The sequence below is a fragment of the Mesobacillus harenae genome (assembly GCF_013343715.1).
Classification (GTDB): domain Bacteria; phylum Bacillota; class Bacilli; order Bacillales; family Cytobacillaceae; genus Mesobacillus_A; species Mesobacillus_A harenae.
In genome coordinates, this window is record NZ_JABUNR010000004.1 from 267,768 (window position 1) to 284,261 (window position 16,494).

The following is a 16,494-nucleotide window of genomic DNA, read 5'->3' on the forward strand; positions in this document are numbered from 1 at the left end:
TTAAATGTTTAATAAACGGAGTTTGTTGGTTAATTATAGGCTTTAATTTGACAATCCTGTTAACGAATATGGTAATATTAAACGGTATATACCGAAAATTTAAAGGGGGATTTAGTATGAAAAAGAAGAATTTTCTATTATTGGCGGCTTTAATGCTAGTTCTGTCAATGTTTCTTGCTGCATGCGGCGGCGGTAATGATACCGGCGGCGAAGACGAAGGCAATAACGAGGGCGGCGGAGATAGCGGCGAAGCTGTTGAAGAAAAGCCAGAGTTTATCAGTGTCTTAACAGGTGGTACTGGCGGTACATATTTCCCGCTTGGCGGCGCATTTGCTAATATCATCCAAGATGAAACAGGAATAACTACTAATGCAGAGACAACTGGTGCTTCTGCTGAGAACATGCAAACATTAAAAGATGGCAATGGAGAAATTGCTTTTACACAAACGGATATTGCTTCTTATGCTAAAGAAGGCAAATTGATGTTTGAAGGAAATGCTGTTGATAATGTAAGTGCGATTGGGACATTATATCCTGAGACAATACAAATCGTAACAACTGCAAAATCAGGAATTAAAACGGTTGAAGACCTTAAAGGTAAAAAAGTTTCGGTTGGTGCTCCAGGATCTGGAACAGCTGCTAATGCTGAGCAAATTCTTGAAGTATACGGATTAACATTTGATGATATCAGCAAACAAGACCTTTCATTTGATGAGTCTGTTGCAGGTATTCAGGATGGTAACATTGACGCAGCGTTTGTAACAGCTGGTACACCAACTGGTGCTGTTGATGGCTTAGCTGCAACAGAAGATGTGGTAATCGTACCTGTTGATGATGATAAAGCACAGGAACTTATTGAAAAGTATCCATACTACACAGTTGATGAAGTTCCAGCTGACACATACGGCCTAACAGCTGCTGTACCTACTGTAGCCGTTCAGGCAATGCTTGTTGTTGCGAATGATCTTTCTGAGGATGTCGTTTACGATATCACGAAAGGGATCTTTGAAAACCTTGACAAAGTTACGCATGCAAAAGGTAAATTAATTAGTGCTGAAAAAGCTCTAAATGGTGTAGGAATTGACGTTCACCCTGGAGCTCAAAAGTATTATGACGAGCAAGGAATCAAGGCCGAATAGTTAGCTAAGCGGCAAAAAAAGATAAGATTACTTGGCCGGACACAGACCCCTGGGTTTGTGTCCGGTCAACTTGTCTATGAGAAAACCTTTTAGAAAGTGCTGCTGGAAATCGGGCTATCTAAACACTTTTATACCAGGCTTATGAACAGGCGGGATTAACTTGAAGTTTAATTCGAAGTGGAAGAAGAAAAGCTTTATACTAATCCCCCCCATCCTTATACTCATCGCCCTTATGTTTCTCATTCCCAACAAGGAGGCTCTCGTCTTTCATGACTCAGAGCAGGTCCTTGCCTACATTCCGCTATCAGAGGGGAACACTTTCAAAATTAAATATACCCACTCTATCCATTTATCAGATGTAATCGAAAGCTATGAAATTCTTAAGGATTTAAGTATTCGCCAATACGAATTACAATATGAAGACTTTGCTGTAGGGATGCCTGCCGATGCTTCAGCTGGAGAAACATTTGAAGTTATTGAGGGTAAGTACTATATTAAAAATATGAATCGTGTATTTTCATTTTTTGACCTGAGAGTTGGACAGGTCAGGGCAAACCATACTGTCCTATATAAAAACAAAGAATATCCGCTCTCAAGTTATATAGAGCCAGGAACAAGAGTCCGGGTGATTGTCAAAAAAATAAACTTGTTGCAGCGAATGGAAGGAGTGAACATCCTTGAGTAATAAAAGTGAAACATTATCACAACAAGAACAGCAAGCACTTCTTGAAAAATATGATCCGGAAGCCAGTACCCGCAAATTAAACGGTATCTTTGGCTGGATTGTTTTTTTTGGTCTATTATCATTTTCATTGTTTCAACTATATACATCCATTTTTGGAATATTGACTGCCCAGTTGCAGCGCTCAATACACCTTGGTTTTGCCTTAGCTCTAATCTTCCTATTGTTTCCGGCTAGGAAGAAAAATAGAGTCAAAAATAAAGTTGCTTGGTATGACATTGGCTTAGCTCTAATTGCAGTAGCAGTTGGCGCCTATTGGCCCCTCATGATTGATGATCTTGTATTGAGGGTAGGACGTTTAACTGAACTTGACTTTTATATCGGGCTTGCAGCTATTTTACTTGTGTTGGAAGCGACCAGACGAGCTGTAGGTCTTCCAATAATGATCATATCAATTACGTTCTTGCTGTATGCCATTTTTGGCCAGTACATGCCTAGTTTCCTTGCCCATAGAGGATTGGAGCTTGACCGTTTAGTACAGACAATGTTTTTCACAACAGAAGGTATCCTGGGAACACCATTGGGAGTTTCAGCAACTTTTATCTTCCTGTTCTTATTATTTGGTGCTTTCCTTGTGAAAACAGGGGTCGGTCAGTATTTTAACGATCTAGCTGTTTCTCTTGCTGGGAAGCGGGTAGGCGGACCGGCAAAAGTTGCGATCTTTTCAAGTGCACTACAGGGAACGATTAGCGGCAGTTCTGTTGCTAACGTTGTAACATCCGGTTCGTTTACGATTCCGATGATGAAAAAGTTAGGATATAAAAAGGAATTTGCCGGAGCAGTTGAAGCTGCTGCATCAACTGGCGGTCAGCTAATGCCTCCAATCATGGGAGCAGCTGCTTTCTTAATGGTAGAATTTATCGGCGGCATATCTTATTGGGAAATCGCTAAAGCAGCAGCAATTCCTGCCCTATTATATTTTGCCGGGGTATGGATCATGACTCACTTTGAGGCAAAGCGAATAGGCCTCCGCGGTTTAACGAAAGATGAAATTCCAAATAGAAAAGAAGTATTATCAAAAATATATCTGTTATTTCCGATTCTGGCCGTCATCATCTTTATGATGAGCGGTATGAGTGTTATGAGAGCAGCATTATGGTCGATTCTTATTGCCATTGTTGTCAGTGCCTTTAGAAAAGACACAAGGATTGGCTTTAGGGACATGATTGACGCTCTTGTTGATGGAGCGAGAACAGCACTAGGAGTCGCAGCAGCAACAGCTGCTGCCGGGATTATTGTTGGTGTTGTAACAAAGACAGGTTTGGGTTTAAAGCTTGCCAATGGCCTTCTTGATCTTGCAGGCGGTGCCCTTATACCAACCTTAATGCTGACCATGGTTGCAGCGATTGTCCTGGGGATGGGATCTCCAACAACTGCAAACTATGTTATCACCTCTACAATTGCGGCGCCGGCAATTATTTTACTCGGTGTCCCAGACTTATCTGCACACTTATTCGTTTTCTATTTTGGAATTATCGCAGATATCACGCCTCCAGTAGCATTAGCGGCATTTGCTGCGGCTGGGGTAGCGGGTGGAGAACCTATCAAGACAGGGGTTAACTCGGCAAAGCTGGCGATTGCCGCGTTTATTATCCCTTATATGTTTGTGCTATCGCCAGAATTATTGATGATCGATACAACATGGACTTACTTGATTTGGGTGGTCTTTACGGCCTTATCCGGAATGATGGCAATCGGTGCCGGAGTTATTGGGTTCTGGATGAGGAAGCTTTACTGGTGGGAAAGAATCCTAGGATTGGTAGCGGGCCTATTGCTTATCTATCCTGAGGGTATGAGCGATATAATTGGTCTTATCATGTTTGTAAGCTTAGTGGCCCTTCAGTACTTTATAAAAAGAGACCATCCTGCAAAACCGCAGACAGCTAACTAAAAAAGAAGCCCTCAAAAGGGCTTCTTTTTTTCGTTAAGGTGAGTTATAAATAGTTCTAGTGGTGGATAATCAGATGGGTGTATGTATCCAAATCCAACAACCAGCAGCCTATGACCACCTGCCTGCCTGCGTTAAAGTATAAATCGGATTGCTTCCGCTCTTGTGTCTTCCTTTACCTGTTTCAGTGTAACTGGCGCTCTCGCATTTTGTTCCAGGGTATTTTCTAAATGATTTGTTGGAGCATGTCAGTTTGAGTTTGCTTCACTGGAAGTACGGAGAGGATGTTAGATGTTTTGAAGGTACGGTTCTTCTGCCTGAGGCAACAATAGGCAACGAAATATTGGCCTTTTAATTCTCTGCCAATTACTTTGCGCTGGGTGATTTCCCCGTTAGCAGCCATATAGATCATTTCAATTGGTTTATGGTTTTCAATTGACTTGTTAAGAAGGCCATTCATTAGTCGATCACCCTTTAAGTATTCTTAATGATATGATATGCGAACATAGGTTCCTTATGCAACTATTTTAAGAACATTCGTTCTTGTTGATTTAGTGTAAGATTCCTGTTTCTGATTCACCAAAATCTTCTTTTATAGCCTTCGATGTGACCAAAATTTTATTGACAATTTCTTAGAAAGACTGTATATTAATAAATGTCTTTAATAAAAGGCAAATAATCGATTCCGTAGCTCAGCTGGGAGAGCACTACCTTGACAGGGTAGGGGTCGCTGGTTCGAACCCAGTCGGAATCATACTTGTTAGAAAGCCCGAATCCCTTGTTTATCAAAGGATTCGGGCTTTTTTTGTTTTGGTCACATTTTGGTCACGCTTTTTTTCCTTAATCACTAAGCTTTGGGAAATATTGTCCACCTCATAAGATTTGTGATGGTTGTCATTTAAATCGCAGCACTTTGAAATTATTTGAAGAAGCCAATTTATCCATGAATAAAGTTGATTCCTGCTATAAGTAACTATTTTTAGCTATTGAATCTTCCTTAAAGTGGGTTTCATTATTTTTTAAAAACAGCCTTCTGATAGTGGTGATTTTTTCGATTATCCAATGCTTAGGGTGAGGGTTCTTTTCCAGTTTTAATAATTAATTAGCCATCACCCATTCTATAAATTGAAATGCGTTAAAATCAAGAGGATAACGAAGGGAATTCTGTGGAGATTTTCAATGAGTTGAACCCAATAATAAAATTAAAAAAACTTGTTCATCTTCACACTTTCATCAAATTCCCTGTCTATAATGAAAATAAGTAAAACGAGGAGGTATGGGATGTGAGCTGGGAACTTTTATTATTACTAGCATGTCCACTCATGATGTTGGTGTGTATGAAAGGTATGTTTTTTGGAAACAAAGCATCAAAAGCAAATCAAACAAATCAAACAAATCAAACAGATTTACAATCGTTACAAATTAAAATGGCAGATATTATGGAGCAAAACCATAAGTTAACACAAGAAATTGAGAATATTAAAAATCCAAAAAGTGATGAAACAAACGTTATTGATCTAAAAAAAGCTCAAAATAGTTAAAATTCACAGCGAGGGAATTGTTCCTTCGTTTTTTTGTCAATTACAAGTCTTTTATAACATTCATTCATAAAAGTAAGTTAATAATATATGACTAGTTTGTCATACAGAGAAAAGAAAAAGTATTTTAGGGTTGACTCTGTATCTAGGTACAGACTTTATAATAGTTGAGAAGGGAGGGATTCTCTTGGAAGGTTTATCAATTAGTAAAGTAGCGAATGAAGCTGCTATTAACATAGAGACAGTACGGTACTACGAAAAAAGAGGCCTAATACCTGAACCGCCAAGAACAGAAAAAGGCTATAGGATCTATTCAGGAGAGTACGTAGACAGAATTAGGTTTATAAAAAGAGCACAGGAGCTAGGGTTTACACTTGATGAGATTCTGCAGCTGTTGAGAATATCAGAAGGTGGACACGATGCACAAATCGTAAAAGAGTTTACTTATGAGAAAATACAAGAAATTATATGGAAAATCGATGATTTACTCCTAATGAAGAATACATTACAAAAACTATCGGACGAATGTCCAGGTCCTGGTGTACCTTCAAGTAAGTGCCCAATTATTCAAGATCTGACCAATCACAAGTGAACGAAAACATATAGGTGCTGAACTTACGATATAAAACACCCAATTAGATAATAATAATGAAGGCATATTGTGTACTATGGGTAATAAAATATCAACCTTATTTTAAATGACGATGCTCTTAACAAGAGTAGCTAAAACTAAAATGTTACTTAAGGAGGGATATATATAATGAGTGAAAATGCCAAAGTTCGTAACATAATGGAGCAACAGGTCACATTAGGGATCAAAGGGATGACATGTGCAGCATGTGCAACCCGAATAGAAAAAAACCTTTCGAAAATCGATGGGGTAAGCAAAGCAAACGTAAACCTTGCATCTGAAAAGGCTACAGTTTCTTTTAATCCTACTCAGACTTCTGTTGAGCAATTAATGGGTAGTGTAAAAAAGACTGGTTATGAGGTTCGTGAAGAAAAAACAACATTAGCCATAACGGGTATGACGTGTGCGGCATGCGCGACTCGTATAGAAAAAGGAATTAAGAAGGTTGATGGTGTAATCAATGCGAATGTAAACCTTGCAAATGAAAAAGCAAATATTGAATATAGTCCAGGTAAAACAAATGTAGATCAACTAATTGCAGCTGTAAAAAAAGCAGGGTATGGTGCTAAGGTGGCAGGAGACGCCAATGCAGATAGAGAAAAAGAAGCTCGTGAGAAAGAATATAAAACACAAAGGAATAAGTTCTTACTAGGAACTTTGTTATCCATATGGTTTCTTCCGCAAATGATTTCAGATTTGCAGGTTCAGTATGGGTTTAATGTAGGGTTTCAATATCATTTAAATCCATGGATTCAATTTTTATTAGCAACACCCGTACAATTTTATGTGGGTGGCCACTTTTATAAGGATGCTTATAATGCACTTAGAGGTGGAAGTGCCAATATGGCTACGCTTGTAGCATTAGGAACATCTGCTGCTTACTTTTACAGTTTAGTTGTTACGATAACCGGGGCGAATACTGGACTCTATTTCGAGGCGGCAGCCATCATTATTACGTTAATCATTCTCGGAAAGCTTTTAGAGGTTCGGGCAAAAGGCCAAACATCAGATGCCATCAAAAATTTAATGGGATTACAGGCGAAAACAGCTCGAGTCATACGTGATGGAGAAGAAAAAGACATTCCAATCGAGGAAGTAGCAGTGGACGATGTCATTTTCGTGAGAGCAGGAGAAAAAATACCGGTAGACGGAGAGATTGTCGAAGGAAGCAGTACAATCGATGAATCCATGCTTACAGGTGAGAGTCTACCAGTAAGTAAAAATATCGGTGACTCTGTTATTGGAGCTACAGTTAATAAACATGGATCATTTAAGTTTAAGGCAACGAAAGTAGGAAAAGATACTGCGTTGGCTCAAATTATTAAACTTGTGGAAGAGGCTCAAGGTTCAAAAGCACCCATTCAGAAGTTGGCTGATAAAATCTCAGGCGTTTTTGTCCCAATTGTTATTGTTATTGCGTTCGTAACATTTGGAATCACCTATTTCTTAGTAGGATTTACCCCTGCTCTTATTAGTGCCGTTGCTGTTTTAGTCATTGCATGTCCGTGTGCACTTGGTTTAGCAACACCAACAGCTGTAATGGTTGGAACAGGAAAAGGGGCAGAGAGCGGCGTTCTTATTAAGGGAGCGGAACACTTAGAAAGTGCTCATCGTGTAACAACGGTGGTTTTAGATAAAACTGGAACCATTACAAAGGGTGAACCCGAAGTAACTGATATTATTACAACGAAAAACTTTCAAGAAGATGAATTGCTTCGATTAGCAGGTTCAGCAGAAAGAGGTTCGGAGCATCCACTTGGCGAATCGATTGTCAACAGGGCTAAAGAAAAAGGCATTTCCTTAAGCGATCCTGCTGTATTTAATGCAATTCCAGGTCATGGTATTGAAGTAAAAGTGGATGATAAAAAAATTCACATCGGAAATAAAAGATTAATGCAAAAACAAAGTATTGTATTTGAGTCATTAATCAATCAAATGGACGAATTAGAAGGACAAGGTAAAACGGCTATGCTTATGGCAGTTGACGGTGAACTTGCAGGCTTGATTGCCGTTGCTGATACTGTGAAAGAAACATCAGCAGAAGCGATTGCACAATTAAAAGGAATGGGCATAGAAGTAGCGATGATAACTGGTGACAATCGACGTACTGCAGAAGCGATTGCTAAGCAAGTAGGAGTTGATCGCGTGTTGGCTGAAGTACTTCCAGAAGACAAGTCTGCTGAAGTGGAGAAACTAAAGCAGCAAGGAAAAGTGGTGGCAATGGTTGGTGATGGGATTAATGATGCCCCAGCTTTGGCTGCAGCACATATTGGCATTGCGATTGGTACAGGAACAGATGTTGCAATAGAGGCTGCAGATGTAACCCTAATGCGGGGTGATTTAATGGGAATTGTTGATACGATACGCTTATCTAAGGCAACAATGCGTAAAATAAAACAAAATCTATTCTGGGCATTTGCGTACAATACGATTCTTATACCAGTCGCAGCAATCGGACTACTTAATCCCGTACTAGCCGGTGCGGCAATGGCATTTAGTTCGGTATCCGTTGTTACCAACACCTTATTCCTGCGGAGATGGAAACCAGTCCGAGCAGTCTAACTGACCGCAATGTTTATGTTAAATCTATTGTTTTATAAAGGGATCGCTCATGTTTCTGGTAGGTATTTAATCCGACAGAGGCATGAGCATTTCTTTATATGAATATAAAACTCTAGTTTTAACAAAATACTTTTTATTCTTCACAAAAAATCTATATTCACCATGTATAATTGGGGGTTGTGTTTATGATTGAGGAACATGATTAGGGAATTATTTCTACTAATATTATAAGGAAATGAGGAAATCTAATGAAACCCCTTTTTAGTTTTGGTCCTTTTACGGTTCATCTTTTTGGTTTAATGATCGGTATAGGTGTGTTAGCAGGACTTCTATTATTTATTAGAGAAGCAAAACGTAGAAAGATGAACCATAAATTATTAATGGACGGTGTGATTTATTCATTTTTCGGAGGAATTGTAGGAGCTCGTATCCTCTATATTCTTATTTATAATCCTTCCTATTATTTTGCCAACCCTATGGATATTTTCTTTATCCATAATGGCGGCTTATCCATTCATGGCGGAATTGCAGGAGGAATATTCGTCGGCTTTCTATTCTTAAAACGACATAAATTGCCGATATGGGAAACATTAGATGTGGTTGCTCCTGCCCTGATTTTGGCACAAGGAATAAGTAGAATAGGCTGTGACGTGTTTGGTGGACCCCTCTCTAGTGCACTTCCATGGGGAATTGAAAGAGGCGGGGAACTGTTGCATCCGGCACAAGCCTATGAGTTTATTCTGAACTATCTTTTATTTGGATATCTATTGTTGCGCTTGATAAGACCTTCATACAATGGTCAAGTCTTTCTTCATTATCTAATCGGCTACTTAACTATTCGAGGGATAGTAGAATTTTCTAGAATTAACCCGCTTGTAGTTGGCCAGATTAGTGTAAGTCATATAATGAGTCTAATTGGGATTATTATCACCATTTTTATAATAAGATTACGTAAGAAAAGTGGATTAGTTAATAATCTCAAACCAATCTCCAAAAAGGAGTACATTAAAACTGGATTATCTGTGTTATTACTCATGGTCACTTCTTTACTACTTTATTACGGAATACAAGGCTAAGCAATATAGATGGTCGTATGAGAAAGATCACTTAAATTAAAAAGCGAAAAGTCTCGAGTAGTTTCACTAAGGTAGCCACGTGCTCGTTTTTTTTGGTTTTGTTATCAAGAAAACGATTAATATGTGACATTGTTAGTCATTGTCAATCTAGTTTGCCCAGATCAAATGACTAGGTATTTATAATTTTTTAGAAAATGTTGAAAAAATGGTAAAGTTATTTTTCCATCACAGAATCTTCATATTTATCGTCTATAATTCTAAAGAATGGTTATTAGTAACGAGGAAAATGTGATGTGATTGATTGGTTAGAAGACAAAAATGATTGTTACCTTTGGGTATTTTAGCCGTATTATAAGGATTTTATGGTTGAAACTGTAAATAAATACAAAGAAACACCACTCTAAGGTATAAGAACAAGTAACCAATCAAAAGAGTGTGGAGGAGCGAACATGTCATTTTATAAAATTTATTTAGCGATTTCTGGTCTGGTTTTCCTTTTAGTACCAACGGGTGCTTCAGCGCATAGCGGACAAGAGAAAAGTGGTTTACATGATTATTCCTTTTTTGAGCTTTGGAACCCAGGATTATTAGTAGGAGTTCTTGCAGTTTTTATGCTATATATCTTTATTATTAACAAGAATCGAAGAAATAATGATTACTTTACCCCTGTTTCCAGAATGAAAAAACTTTCTTTCTTAAGTGGGTTGATTATATTTTATATTGCATTGGGGACTCCATTACATGTTTTAGGTGACAGTTTCTTATTTAGTGCTCACATGCTGACCCAGTCTTTAGTTTATATCGTTATGCCACCTTTACTATTAAGGGGACTCGAGAAATGGATGATTCAATCTGTTATAAAAGTTGGTTTAAAATATAAAATTCTATCAATAACAAAAGTTCCACTAGTTTCATTATTGCTATTTAATATTTTGTTTTCCCTTTATCATATTCCAGTCGTTTTTGATGCAATAGTTTCAAACACTATTTATCACAACTTAACCCATCTGGTTTTAACAGCTACGGCGTTTATAATGTGGATCCCTTTATTTCCTGTTGCTGATGAATTAGACACACTTTCTCCTTTACAGAAACTAGGATATATATTTGGTGCGGGTATTTTATTAACTCCGGCTTGTGCATTAATTATTTTTGCTGATCAACCTTTGTATGAAGTGTACTCAAATGCTCCTCAATTATTTGCTTATTTAGGTCCAGTAGAAGATCAACAAACCGGTGGGATCATCATGAAAGTGGTACAAGAATTCATTTACGGATCGATTATCGGGTATATCTTTTATATATGGGCAAAAAAGGAACACACTAAGGAAGAATATGTACCAGTTATAAATGAGGGATAGTGAGTGATTACTTATGAAAGATAAAATTCTTATTGTTGATGATGAATGGAATATGAGGAACTTGTTGAAGATTCATTTAGCCCCTATTTTAATAATGATGAGGCCGAGAATGGAAAGAAGCTCTAAAAAAATAAATGATGGAAATTTCCAGTTAATCATATTACTAAATAATCATCCGCGCCAATATTAAGGCCATGAACCTTTTCCTTTACATGCGATTTATGTACACAATCCACAACCGAATAGTAGATATATTAATGAATCGGTTTGCTAAAGGTGAAATCGGTGAAGAAGAGTTCGAGCAAAAAAAGAAGATCTTATTAAAATGAAATTTGCTTTTCTTGCATATTTTTCATATGAAAACATAGGGACAAACTAGAATGAGAGGAGCCACCTTTTGAGTTCCTTTCATTTTTTTATGAAAAATATATAATCTCCACAGTTTCATCAATTTTACCGTCTATACTGTGGGTAACGATATAGAAAGGAGGAGGAGCAAATTGAAAAAGAAAATAGCTTTTGTTTCATCTTTTGCTTTGGCAGCCCTTTTAGTAGTAGGACAGTTTACGTATGCCGAAAATCCAGATAAAGGTATGGGCAATATGATGAATGGAAACGGAATGATGAACATGATGGAGGCTATGAATTCCCCGGAAGGTCAAAAAATGATGAAAGCTTGTGGAGATGTCATGGGATCCTCTAATGAAGATAGCAATAATGTTTCCGATTAATGTAGTATACTCCGTTTATAATGCAATGGAAAAAGGCCTTTCCTATGGGCCTTTTTATTTTGGTCTAGGAAATTATAAAATACTAGATAACTTTCAGTTGAGTAGACGTCCAGCGTTAAGCGACTAGTAAACTACCCCCTTCGAATAAAACCGCTTTCGATTTTTCATCCTTACCTTAATCACCATCGGATGATAACGTTCTTCGTGTGACCTTAATCTCAACGGAGGGGTCCAGGTTATACCTAGACGGTGCGGTTTTATTCTTGAAATTAATGGATAACAAGCCTTTTGGGCTAGTGGTTACTGAATATAGCAAGTAATTAAAACGGAATTTTAAAATAAGAGTCATGGAAAGCTGGACTATATGAATTTAGAATGGATATATAGATTATTTACAAGTGGTCACGATTATTTGTGGGATCTTTATACAGGTAGCTCTTTTTACATGAAGCCAATATGGTTAGGTGTAGTCTCCTTGCTGACACAAAGTCAATTATTAATTAACCTTCTTCTTTTAATATACTAGTTCATTTTTTTAAAAAAGGAAGATTGGGTAAAGAGCCTCTTTTTAATAGGGAGTGGAAGGATTATAGGCTTGTTTATAGGGATAGGAATCACGACTTTGTTTGGGGATTATTATTTTCAGATCATACTTGGTCAAGTTAATAAGAGTGTTGGGTGAACAAAAATATTGTTCTTTTTATAGTAAAACTTTGGGTGCTTTTATAGTTATTATCTTTTTATCTTGATCCCGTTTTTTATAGTTACTCTGGGTTCTTACCATTCTTCTCGACGGAGAATTTGGGAGTTTCTTTAAGATTTTGCTGTACTCACTTGTGCTTATCTTCCCCATCACTTTATTTGGACTAATCACATATGGCTTTGAAATTGACCAATGGGCTAGAAAAAAAGAAGATCTTTACAAAGGGTTAAAAACAGCTTTAATAGGTTTATTTTTATATACTGCAATGATATCATTCTATCTTTATTGGTCTTAAACCCTATAAGGAGTATGAAGTGTGATGAGGTTAATAAGAGTTTTTTTCGTGGCAAGTATTGTAACAGTTTTTATCATAAGATTATTTCCCCCTGAAGGTGAAGCAAAAGTGAAAATGAACCCAACTACCATTGAATTGTGGTTTCAAGACCCAGTCTTACTGCATTCCAATGCGTTAGAAGTTATTGATACATCAGGTAAATCTTTTGAATTAAGTAACACATATGTAGGATACAAATGTTGATCCACAATTACCGTTGATCAAAGACAAATGGGCAAGTTGAATAGGAGGTTGTTCTTCAAAAAAATCCTGTAAGAGTCTTCAAACCAATATTAGGACATCCTAATAAAAGGAGGGAGATTCTTGGGATTTCGTATATTGTTTCTGCTAACTTTCCTTTTCCTTCACTTTTCAATAATGGTAAGTGCTAATGCCCCACTTACTGCTGCATTTACCCGTAATCATCAATTATGGATCAAAAAGGGAGACCAGGAAATTCAGATCACGCAAGATAAATATGTATATTCTCCAAAATGGTCCTATGACGGTCGGTTTATTGGATATATTGATGGAGATGAAAAAGGAGAAAAATCTGATTTATTCATTTATGATACTAAAGAAAAAGAAAACTACCAGCCATATATTAGAGTTGTAACATCTGACTTTAAATGGTCACCTACCAAAAATCAATTAGCCTACACAGACCAAGGTTTACTGAATGTGACCAAGACAAAGAATGGTCGTCCCCAGGGGTTTGAAAATGTCTCTTTGGGGGTTAGTGGCTTTGAGTGGTTCCCAACAGGGAAAGAATTTATCGTTTCCTCACAATCCAGTTTACGTCCTACTGGTTGGGGACCAATACCGCTATATAGTATATCCGTTGATGCCAATCTGGCTGCTGATAAAATGGAGCCTTTTTATACCATTCAAACAAAAGAACCTGATTTGTTTGGAATCATCGCGGATTATTTCAAGTGGAGTCGCAATGGAAAATGGGTTAGCTTTTTATTGATTCCCACCGCTTCCTGGTCAATGGACAGCAATACAATATGTGTCTTATCGTTACAAGGAAAAGAATTCCAGGTTGTAGGAAAAATGTTGGGATACAAAGATTGGATGAAGTGGGCACCATCAACGAATCAATTAGCCTATATTTCAGGTGAAGGAAGGTTTTTCGTGGAAAACAAAAAAACCACGGTTGCAGACATTCCAATTTCCAGACAGGAAAAAGAGTATACACCAAAAGGGTATGTTGACCTTGATTTGGAGTGGTACTCCCTAGAAGAAGTGGTGGTAGCTCGTGCAAAAGAAAACAAGGAATGGGATGAAGGACCTGTACCAACGATGTTTACCGCACTTTATGCTATTAATATAAAAACAGAGGAACAAAAACAAATTTCTTTTCCACAGGATAATGAAATTGATGAACAACCTCAAGTTATTGGACCTTACCTTACTTGGTTGCGAACGGATTCAAGTAATATGCAACGTAATATTTGGATCAAGGAAGGGTTAACTGGACAAGAGTGTATATGGGTTAAGGACGTTGATTCTGCTCCAGTCTTCTTGAATCCGACTGGAAAACCTTGAAGATATCTATCTTTTTATCTTTTTCACGAGGGAGGGCCTTAAAAAGGGGCTCTCTTTCTTTGCGTCAAGCCAGGAAGTGTTAACTCCTTTTTTGATCTTTATAAAGCTAAGAGGCAGGTTAGTTTAAAGGAAAACGCACGAATGTTGTTTGTCGACATTCGTGCGTTCTAATTATGAGAATTTCCACCTTGAAGAAACCACGTCCAGACTTCCATGTGATCCTTATACGTTGTATAAAGCACCATCAATTGTGTATGAAGATGAACTTACATAGGAAGCTTCATCAGAAAGTAAAAATGCTATTACGTTAGCTACCTCTTGAGGTTCACCGTAGCGTTTCATTGGTACTGCATCGTTATAAGCTGCCTGTGCGGCTTCTGCTGCACCTGGTGCAACGTTTTCTTCAATATTACGCATCATTTGTGTATTAATTACACCTGGATTTACTGTATTCACACGAACGTTAAATTCAGCTGCTTCTAATGCGGCAACTTTATTAATACCCATCACAGCGTGTTTGGAAGAGTTGTATAAAACCATGCTTGGTGAACCGATTAAACCGGCTATTGATGAAGTATTGACGATTGAACCTGATTTTTGTGCTTTCATGACCGGTAATACATATTTTAGACCGAAAAGTACGCCTTTTACGTTAATACCGTAAACGAAATCGAAATCTTTTTCTGTCACCTCTTCAAGTGGTTTAGCTGGACCTTCAACGCCTGCGTTATTTACAAAGCCATCAATGCGTCCAAATTTAGAAACCGCTAGATCTACATAATTTTTAACATTTTCTTCTTTAGAAACGTCCGCTTTTACCACTAAGCTATTTTCTTCTGTTAAACCAAGCTCAGCTTGAACAGCTTTGATAGCATCTTCATTTAAATCAACAAGTACAACTTTCGCTTGCTCGTCTGCTAATTTTCTTACGACTTCTTTCCCGATGCCACCTGCTGCACCTGTAACAATAACTACTTTACCATCAAATCTTGCCATTTTGTATTCCTCCTTTTGTTTAGTATACATTGGAATATATCTTGATTTCGAGATATAAGGAACACTTTAAGCATAAAACATGTATGAGAGGGCTTCAATATGCAATAATGATAAAAATGTATGATAATCAACAAAAGTATCGATATTGTGCGTTAAAAGTGTTAGAAGGAGCTTTAGAATGTCCATTCATCACCCCGATAGACGTGTAAAAAGAACAAAAGAGAAGTTTAGAGAAGTTTTATTATCATTAATGGAAGAGAAAAGTTTACGTGATATTACTATAACTGAGATTGTAATTGCTGCAGATTTCAATCGTGGCACCTTTTATGCACATTATGAAAAGAAGGAAGATTTACTGAATGAAATTATTGAAGAGATGTTAGAGAAAATGACGGAAGCTTTTCGAAAACCATATCTCAATTTATCAGTCGTTGATTTAAATACAATACCTTCAAACTCAATTATCTTATTCGATCATTTCTTAGAAAACAAAAAATTCTATCAGCTTATGTTACAACCAACAACAAACTACAATTTTTATGAGAAAATGACAAGAAGATTGGCCAAGTTATTCAGAGAAGAATTCGAATTTTTAACTACTGAAATAGATCCTGCTATTGATATCGAACTTTTTAGCACCTATCGTATACATGGTATTATTGGATTGATTCTTGAATGGGTTGAAAATGATTTTGCACAATCCTCATCTTATATGGGAGAGCAACTTATACATATATTAACCTTTTATACACCCAAAATATATATTAGAAAGAACAAAGGATGAAGCTAGGATGACAAACGCCAACATTATATACTATTATAACTTTATTTGAACTGGATATTGAAAATACTCCAAGTAGTTCAGAAATTAGTTACTCTTCACACATTGATACATACGTTTGTAGCCCATGTGGTTATAAAGGGAATGCCACTAGTGTGCATCCAAGCCGCTATTGGGCCTAGACGACATGAAAGAAAGCCTTGGACCATACTTAATGCTTTCTAAAGGTATAAGGTTAACTGCTCTTACTTTTAATAAAGATGTTTCCAAATTATCTTGTTGAGCTGGATAAAGGGGACAGTTGTTCATAGTTATCAAATGGGAATATCAGTTAAAGAAGGAGGAGCCTTGAGGATCCTTCTTTAACTATGGATGCTTTGTAGATAAGCTTAGCTAGTTTTTACTCGCAGCCCTTTTTTGTATAAATCCTATTATTTCAGCGACAAGGGTTAAAACCGTAC

The 16,494-nt window shown here is 37.3% G+C and carries 14 protein-coding genes and 1 tRNA gene; 13 read left to right on the forward strand and 2 right to left on the reverse strand.

Features of this window, described 5'->3' with window-relative positions:
- The first annotated feature begins 116 nt into the window (after window positions 1–116).
- The 3 genes from HRJ06_RS07180 to HRJ06_RS07190 all read left to right on the forward strand — a co-directional run bounded on the left by HRJ06_RS07180 (window position 117) and on the right by HRJ06_RS07190 (window position 3,772).
- A complete protein-coding gene (locus HRJ06_RS07180) occupies window positions 117–1,139 on the forward strand; it encodes a TAXI family TRAP transporter solute-binding subunit (protein ID WP_174731032.1) in 1,023 nt (340 codons plus the stop codon).
- Between the two features lie 160 nt (window positions 1,140–1,299).
- Window positions 1,300–1,824, forward strand: coding sequence for a DUF1850 domain-containing protein (locus HRJ06_RS07185; protein WP_242035151.1), 525 nt, complete (start codon window positions 1,300–1,302; stop codon window positions 1,822–1,824).
- Window positions 1,817–3,772, forward strand: a complete 1,956-nt coding sequence (locus HRJ06_RS07190; RefSeq protein WP_174731035.1) for a TRAP transporter permease — start codon at window positions 1,817–1,819, stop codon at window positions 3,770–3,772. Before HRJ06_RS07185 ends, HRJ06_RS07190 begins: the two co-directional genes overlap by 8 nt.
- Before the next feature lie 223 nt (window positions 3,773–3,995).
- On the opposite strand, the gene HRJ06_RS07195 is transcribed toward HRJ06_RS07190, so the two are convergent.
- Window positions 3,996–4,229 (reverse strand): WYL domain-containing protein, encoded by a 234-nt coding sequence (locus tag HRJ06_RS07195; protein ID WP_174731038.1) that lies wholly within the window; start codon window positions 4,227–4,229, stop codon window positions 3,996–3,998.
- A 221-nt stretch (window positions 4,230–4,450) separates the two neighbouring features.
- Between HRJ06_RS07195 and HRJ06_RS07200 the strand changes: the two genes are divergently transcribed.
- From HRJ06_RS07200 to HRJ06_RS07245, 9 genes are all read left to right on the forward strand, one after another.
- A tRNA-Val gene (locus HRJ06_RS07200) sits at window positions 4,451–4,523 on the forward strand.
- A 529-nt stretch (window positions 4,524–5,052) separates the two neighbouring features.
- Window positions 5,053–5,310, forward strand: coding sequence for a DUF2933 domain-containing protein (locus HRJ06_RS07205; RefSeq protein ID WP_174731041.1), 258 nt, complete (start codon window positions 5,053–5,055; stop codon window positions 5,308–5,310).
- A 184-nt stretch (window positions 5,311–5,494) separates the two neighbouring features.
- Window positions 5,495–5,899, forward strand: coding sequence for a MerR family transcriptional regulator (locus tag HRJ06_RS07210; protein ID WP_174731044.1), 405 nt, complete (start codon window positions 5,495–5,497; stop codon window positions 5,897–5,899).
- Between the two features lie 168 nt (window positions 5,900–6,067).
- Window positions 6,068–8,500 carry a heavy metal translocating P-type ATPase gene (locus HRJ06_RS07215; RefSeq protein WP_174731047.1) on the forward strand — a complete coding sequence of 811 codons (2,433 nt, stop codon included), beginning with the start codon at window positions 6,068–6,070 and terminating at the stop codon, window positions 8,498–8,500.
- A gap of 248 nt (window positions 8,501–8,748) precedes the next feature.
- Window positions 8,749–9,576 carry a prolipoprotein diacylglyceryl transferase gene (lgt, locus tag HRJ06_RS07220; protein WP_174731050.1) on the forward strand — a complete coding sequence of 276 codons (828 nt, stop codon included), beginning with the start codon at window positions 8,749–8,751 and terminating at the stop codon, window positions 9,574–9,576.
- 449 nt (window positions 9,577–10,025) lie between these two features.
- Window positions 10,026–10,937, forward strand: coding sequence for a cytochrome c oxidase assembly protein (locus HRJ06_RS07225; RefSeq protein ID WP_174731053.1), 912 nt, complete (start codon window positions 10,026–10,028; stop codon window positions 10,935–10,937).
- 257 nt (window positions 10,938–11,194) lie between these two features.
- Window positions 11,195–11,266, forward strand: a complete 72-nt coding sequence (locus HRJ06_RS23665) for an SHOCT domain-containing protein (RefSeq protein WP_422392719.1) — start codon at window positions 11,195–11,197, stop codon at window positions 11,264–11,266.
- 171 nt (window positions 11,267–11,437) lie between these two features.
- Window positions 11,438–11,668, forward strand: a complete 231-nt coding sequence (locus HRJ06_RS07235; protein WP_174731059.1) for a hypothetical protein — start codon at window positions 11,438–11,440, stop codon at window positions 11,666–11,668.
- A 1,415-nt stretch (window positions 11,669–13,083) separates the two neighbouring features.
- The gene (locus HRJ06_RS07245; RefSeq protein WP_174731065.1) at window positions 13,084–14,256 is read left to right on the forward strand and encodes a TolB-like translocation protein; all 1,173 of its coding nucleotides are present in this window, start codon (window positions 13,084–13,086) and stop codon (window positions 14,254–14,256) included.
- A gap of 222 nt (window positions 14,257–14,478) precedes the next feature.
- On the opposite strand, the gene HRJ06_RS07250 is transcribed toward HRJ06_RS07245, so the two are convergent.
- Window positions 14,479–15,252, reverse strand: a complete 774-nt coding sequence (locus HRJ06_RS07250) for an SDR family NAD(P)-dependent oxidoreductase (RefSeq protein ID WP_174731068.1) — start codon at window positions 15,250–15,252, stop codon at window positions 14,479–14,481.
- Between the two features lie 178 nt (window positions 15,253–15,430).
- On the opposite strand from HRJ06_RS07250, the gene HRJ06_RS07255 reads away from it, so the two are divergent.
- Window positions 15,431–16,036, forward strand: coding sequence for a TetR/AcrR family transcriptional regulator (locus tag HRJ06_RS07255; protein ID WP_174731072.1), 606 nt, complete (start codon window positions 15,431–15,433; stop codon window positions 16,034–16,036).
- Window positions 16,037–16,494: the final 458 nt, after the last annotated feature.